The 5,665-nt window shown below is 49.2% G+C and carries 4 protein-coding genes; all 4 read right to left on the minus strand.

Annotation, left to right across the window (positions count from 1 at the left end):
* Window positions 1–217: 217 nt before the first annotated feature.
* Entirely contained in the window at window positions 218–1,570 is a 1,353-nt protein-coding gene (glmM, locus tag PHP87_RS10345; RefSeq protein ID WP_299921064.1) for a phosphoglucosamine mutase, read from the minus strand.
* Between the two features lie 242 nt (window positions 1,571–1,812).
* Window positions 1,813–3,453: an NAD(P)/FAD-dependent oxidoreductase gene (locus tag PHP87_RS10350; protein ID WP_299921066.1), complete on the minus strand. Its 1,641-nt coding sequence runs from the start codon at window positions 3,451–3,453 to the stop codon at window positions 1,813–1,815.
* Window positions 3,450–4,388, minus strand: coding sequence for a CdaR family protein (locus PHP87_RS10355; protein WP_299921069.1), 939 nt, complete (start codon window positions 4,386–4,388; stop codon window positions 3,450–3,452). The genes PHP87_RS10350 and PHP87_RS10355 overlap by 4 nt, the downstream gene beginning before the upstream one ends.
* Window positions 4,345–5,211 carry a diadenylate cyclase CdaA gene (gene cdaA / locus PHP87_RS10360; protein ID WP_299921071.1) on the minus strand — a complete coding sequence of 289 codons (867 nt, stop codon included), beginning with the start codon at window positions 5,209–5,211 and terminating at the stop codon, window positions 4,345–4,347. The genes PHP87_RS10355 and cdaA overlap by 44 nt, the downstream gene beginning before the upstream one ends.
* Between the last annotated feature and the right edge of the window lie 454 nt (window positions 5,212–5,665).

The raw sequence follows: 5,665 nt of genomic DNA on the forward strand, positions 1-5,665 counted from the left end.
TCCTAATTAAACCGACCAAGCCCATCATTATGCCTAAAAACCTTGCAGCCGATTTCTAATACTCGTCCTTTTGAATTTATTTGCGTTCTCCTAACGATGAACCCTTCCCGGATGTATGGGAAGGGTTAATTAATCAGCAAAACTCTATGCTAATGCATATCCAATAATACATGGCATCTTCTGCGTGTCGGGGCAGGCGCTAAAATGAGCTTGGGCATTAGGCCTGAGCTCTTTCTATGCTTTGTTTTATTTCAGCAATAACCTCTTCCAGCAGGTACTGTTCCGGACCCTGGGCCATTATCCGTACCACAGGTTCGGTTCCCGAGGGCCGCACCACTAGTTTGCCCCATTCCCCCAGCCTCTCCTCTGCCTGCTTCATGGCTTCCTGCACCAGAGGATGGGCCAGAATCTTCTCCTTGTTTTCCATACGCAGGTTAACCAGCAACTGGGGCTGTTTCTCCAGGCCCCGGGCCAGTTCGGACAGGGGCAGGCCGGAGCAGCGAAGAACTTCGGCCACCTTCAATGAGGTCAGGAGACCATCGCCGGTGGTAGCATGCTCCAAAAAGATTATATGTCCTGATTGTTCCCCGCCCAGCAAGGCGCCGCTCTCCTTCATTTTTTCCAGTACATAGCGGTCACCCACTTTACAGTTGGCCACCTGAATATTATCCCGGCGTAAAGCTATATCCAGACCTATATTACTCATAACCGTGGCCACCACCAGCGGGGGATTCAATTCCCCCCGGCTGTTCATATCCAGGGCACAGAGCATTATGATGTGGTCGCCATCCAGCTCGTTGCCCCTTTCATCAACAACTATACAGCGGTCGGCATCGCCGTCATAGGCGATGCCAATATCCGCTTTATGCTCCACAACCGCTCTCCGGAGCCCTTCAGTATAGGTGGAGCCGCAGCGCTCATTGATATTTACCCCGTTGGGGTTATTATTTATGGCTATAACCTGGGCCCCCAATCGGCTCCATAATTCCGGGCCAGTGGAATAGGCCGCGCCGTTGGCACAATCAATAACTGCAGTTATGCCCGCCAGGTTCTGATTCCGGGAATAACAGGTAATAAGATAATCCAAGTAGTTGTTTCTCGCCTCAGCTACTAGGTAAACCCTTCCCACATCTTCGCCCTGGGGACGCTGGAGTTCCTGGGTTCCCGCTAAAACCAGTTCTTCGATTTCCTCCTCCAGTTCATCTGGCAGCTTGTAGCCGCTAGGGCCAAAAAACTTGATGCCGTTGTCTTCCAGCGGGTTGTGCGAAGCCGATATTACCACCCCGCAAGAAGCCTGGTACCTTTGGGTAAGGAAGGCAATTGCCGGAGTAGGAAGTATTCCTACCGTCAATACATCCGCTCCGGTGGAGCAAATACCGGCTATTAAAGCCGCTTCCAGCATGTCGCCCGATATCCTGGTATCCTTTCCCACCAGTATTCGGGGTCTTTTACCGGCCTCATGACGCGCCAGAACATAACTGCCCGCTCTACCCAGTTGAAAAGCTAATTCGGGTGTAAGTTCCAGATTAGCCACACCTCTTACTCCATCTGTTCCAAATAGTTTACCCACCGCTTACTTCCTCCCCATTATAATTCATCATAATCATCACTTTATAAGACCCAGCTTTTGTAAAAAATCATCATTGCAAAATTATACTTCACAAATAGCCGGAGTTCAATACGAAAACCGGCCATAAGCTTATGCTGATTTTCTCTCCAGTTACAGAATATTACCTTTATATACCATATTTACCAATACTAATCATATGTTTACTCCGGGATAGCTATGCAAGCGCTCTGTTATTTACCTGGTTAAAGCTCCCGAGCATTACAAACATTATTACTATTTATCTTGACTTTTCTTGCGGGTTTTTGGTAAGTGGATATTATTTTCTCTGCAATTTTTAAGCCATCTATGGCGGAACTGATTATTCCCCCGGCATAACCGGCTCCTTCGCCACAGGGATAAAGGTTTTCAATATCCACCGAGCAGAAGTTTTCGTTGCGCAAAATCCGCAACGGTGCGGAAGTGCGTGTTTCCACTCCGGTCAAAATCGCCTTTTCGCTTATGAAACCACGCAACTTCTTGCCCCAGGCCTCTATCCCTCGCTGCATGGTCTGGCAGATTTCAGCCGGAAACAGTTCCCAGAGATTGGAGGGTTTTACTCCGGGTTGATAAGTGGCCAGGGAGCCTTCCAGAGAATGGCTGGGAAGCTGAGCTAAAAAGTCTTTTAAATATTGGGCTGGAGCGTGGTAATTGCCGCCACCCATTATAAAAGCCTGTTTTTCCAGCTTCTCCTGGAACTCCAGACCTCCCAAAATCCGGTTATCCCAGTCAGTCGGATTTACCCCCACCACCAGAGCGCTGTTGGCGACACCGCTGTTGCGTGCCCGATAGCTCATCCCGTTGGTTACCAAATGCCCGGCTTCTGACGAAGCCCCAATCACATAGCCTCCAGGACACATACAGAAGCTATAACAGGGCCGCCCTTCTTTTTCGTGGTGGCTCAAATTATATTCGGCAGCCCCCAGGCGCGGGTTTCCGGCATATCTCCCAAATTGAATACGGTCAATCAAGGACTGGGGATGCTCAACCCTTACTCCTACCGCAAAGGCCTTGGGAATAAGGCTTGCCCCCCGGCGATAAAGCATACGGTAAGCATCACGGGCACTGTTCCCCACCGCCAACACCAGCAGAGAGCAGGGTACTTCCGTTTCCTGGTTTATTATTATGCTTTCCAGTAGCGAATGGTTAACTTTTATGTCGGTTAAACAAGCATCGAAATAGCACTCGCCACCCAGACGAAGTATCTCCTGACGCATATTCTTTACTACCTGCCGGATGACATCAGTCCCAACATGAGGCTTTTTTACATAGAGTATTTCCTCATCAGCGCCAAACTCTACAAAGCTGCGCAAAACATAGGCAATGCGCTTATCATCAATGCGAGTAGTTAGCTTGCCATCGGAAAAGCTGCCGGCCCCGCCTTCGCCAAACTGCACATTGGAGCGGGGATTAAGCTCGGCCTTTCTCCAGAATCTCTCCACGCTTTTAACCCGGCGGTCAATATCCTGTCCCTGTTCCAGCAGTACCGGGCGATAGCCGTTCCGGGCCAGGTACAATGCACAAAAGAGGCCGGCCGGGCCTGCCCCCGCCAGGAGGGGTGATTGTGCCAGGTGCTTCGTACCAGGAGTTAGATGAACAGCTCCTTCTTGCTCCTCAGCATCGATCACTTTGGCTAGTTTTTCCGGCAGAGAGAGCTTGTCATCAACTTCCAGATCAACAATGTAGGAAAAGCAAATCCGCTTTTTTCGGGCATCTATGGACTTTCTCACCAAGCGCAAAGAGCGAATCGCACTACCAGCTATGGCTAAACGGCGAGCAGCCGCCTCCTTAAGCTGCTTCTCGCTATGATTCAACGGTAATATTAACTCTCTCAAGCGGATAATCACTCCTGCTTACCCCCTTTTTCATCTATCTTGCCTATCTCCACATATACCATGACTCGGGAAGGAAAAGCCTTCATTCCCTCGGGTACCATTAATTCCGCCTCCTGGCTGAAGGATTCCTTTCTCCCTTCCAAATCCAGCACTTTAGTATTTATTTCTTTGATATCGGCAACTTGACGCTCCGCTCCCAGAATAGTAATGATATCTGGTTCCACCTGCAGCTGGCGGAGCTGAAAACCTTCGGCGGTATTGCCACTGGTCTGCAGCTTGACGATTACCTTTTGGCCAGCTTTCTTCTGGCTGATAGCAACATTAACCTTTACTTTCTCAGGAATCAGTCGTATTCCTTCATTGATGCTCCTGCCCCCGGCATCCAGAGCCAGCAACGGGGAATAAAAGGCACTTATCTCTTCCCTGTTCTGCAGGGAAAGCTGGCATTTGACGGTCTTCACTTTTTTTATAGCTTCTTCATCCCCTTGCAGCAGACATTTAGCTGGTGTAATCACTACATCCAGGACGTCATAAGCGGGAGGAGGAGGCTGGATAATCTCATACTTAATGGAAAGCTCTTTTTCCTGTATCCCTTTAAGAATCACTTCGACCTTGTCCGGCTCCACCGTAGTGAACATGGCTCCCTTTACCGGTTTCACATTGACTGGAAGCTCATAGATACCTTCCCCTAAGCCACTTAGATCCACAAAGGCAATAGTATCGTTGTTCTTTTTTAGTGAGCCCCATAGCCGCAGCGAAACCGTATCCGGACCACTAGCGCTCAGTCCTGCTCCCAGGTTATGGTATTTGAGGGGCGTCTTGATAAGCTCTTGCGGAGTAGTAGTAGCGCCCTGGCTGACCACATACAGCCAAAGCAAGACCGCAATAATCAGGGATATCAATTTAAGTCCGGTTCTCTTTTTTGGGTCCTTTAATTCGGAAATCACCCACCCACCTCCTCTTAACCGCATCACTCCATTTCTCCCGCGCCAGTAGTTCTCTCCCCAGAATCTCCTTCAGGCTCACAGTATCCAGGTGACGTTCAATCTGCCCCTCCTGGGACAGCGAAATAATCCCCGTCTCTTCGGAGACTATTACCGCTATAGCATCGGAAAGCTCCGTTATTCCCAGGGCAGCCCGGTGACGCGTGCCCAATTCTTTGTCCAAATTGGGGTTGTCGCTTAAGGGCAGGAAACAGGCAGCCTTCTTTATCCTGCCATAGGAGATGATACAGGCTCCATCATGCAGCGGGGAATTAGGAACAAAAATATTGATGAGCAGACCCGCCGAAACCAGAGCATCAAGGTCAACTCCACTCTCCAGGTACTCCGCTATTCCGGTTTCCCGGGTCAGAATCAACAGGGCTCCTACCCGATTGCGGGCCAGGATGGCAGTGGCCTCGCCTATCTCGTTAATAATGGCATCATATTCCTCCATTTCAACAGCAGAAGTAGTCAAACTAAAGAACTTCCCCCGTCCCAACTGCTCCAGCAGCCTTCTTAGTTCCGGCTGAAATACAATGGGTAAAGTAATAGCGAATACTATCCAGAGCTTCTCCATCAACCAGTTAACCATATCCAATTCTAATGCACTGGCCAGTACGGAAAAGACCAGTAATAACACCAGTCCCTTCAGTAATTGTTCCGCCCGGGTGCCACTTATCCAGCGCAAAATCCGGTAAACCACATAAGCTACTATAAGAATATCAACCAGGCTGCGTATAATATCCCCGGGGTTGGCAAATACCCCGGAGAGAAAACTTAAATCCAAATCTTTTTCCTCCATCAAATTATTGAAGGCTTACTATTTCCCCCCATGCCCAGCACTCAGCGTTAATAAACAACTGTGATGTCACTGCAAAAAGTAATAAATACGCATTAGTGCGCATAAATATACTTCTCAGCTACCTAAATAGCGACCGCAGGGTGTGTAGGGAACGACCCCCGTATCGTTCCGAATCAGGCGCAACAACTGGCGACCGCAAGGCATTGTAGGGGCGGTCTTCGACCGCCCGCTTTCATCTTCACCAACGCTCGTTTTGTATATTCATGCAACCTTTATGCCACAAAAAGGGTTTTTTGCAGTGGAGTCATGCCTTACTCTTCTTCCCGATCCTGGCTTATTCCGGAAACTGGCCAGCTGCTTCCTGGGGGTAATGGAATACAGCCAAAACCCCATCTCTTATAGAAACTTCTCCAAATTTTCCGGTAAGTACATTGGATAT

This window comes from Syntrophomonas sp. (genome assembly GCF_028707975.1).
Lineage (GTDB): Bacteria > Bacillota > Syntrophomonadia > Syntrophomonadales > Syntrophomonadaceae > Syntrophomonas.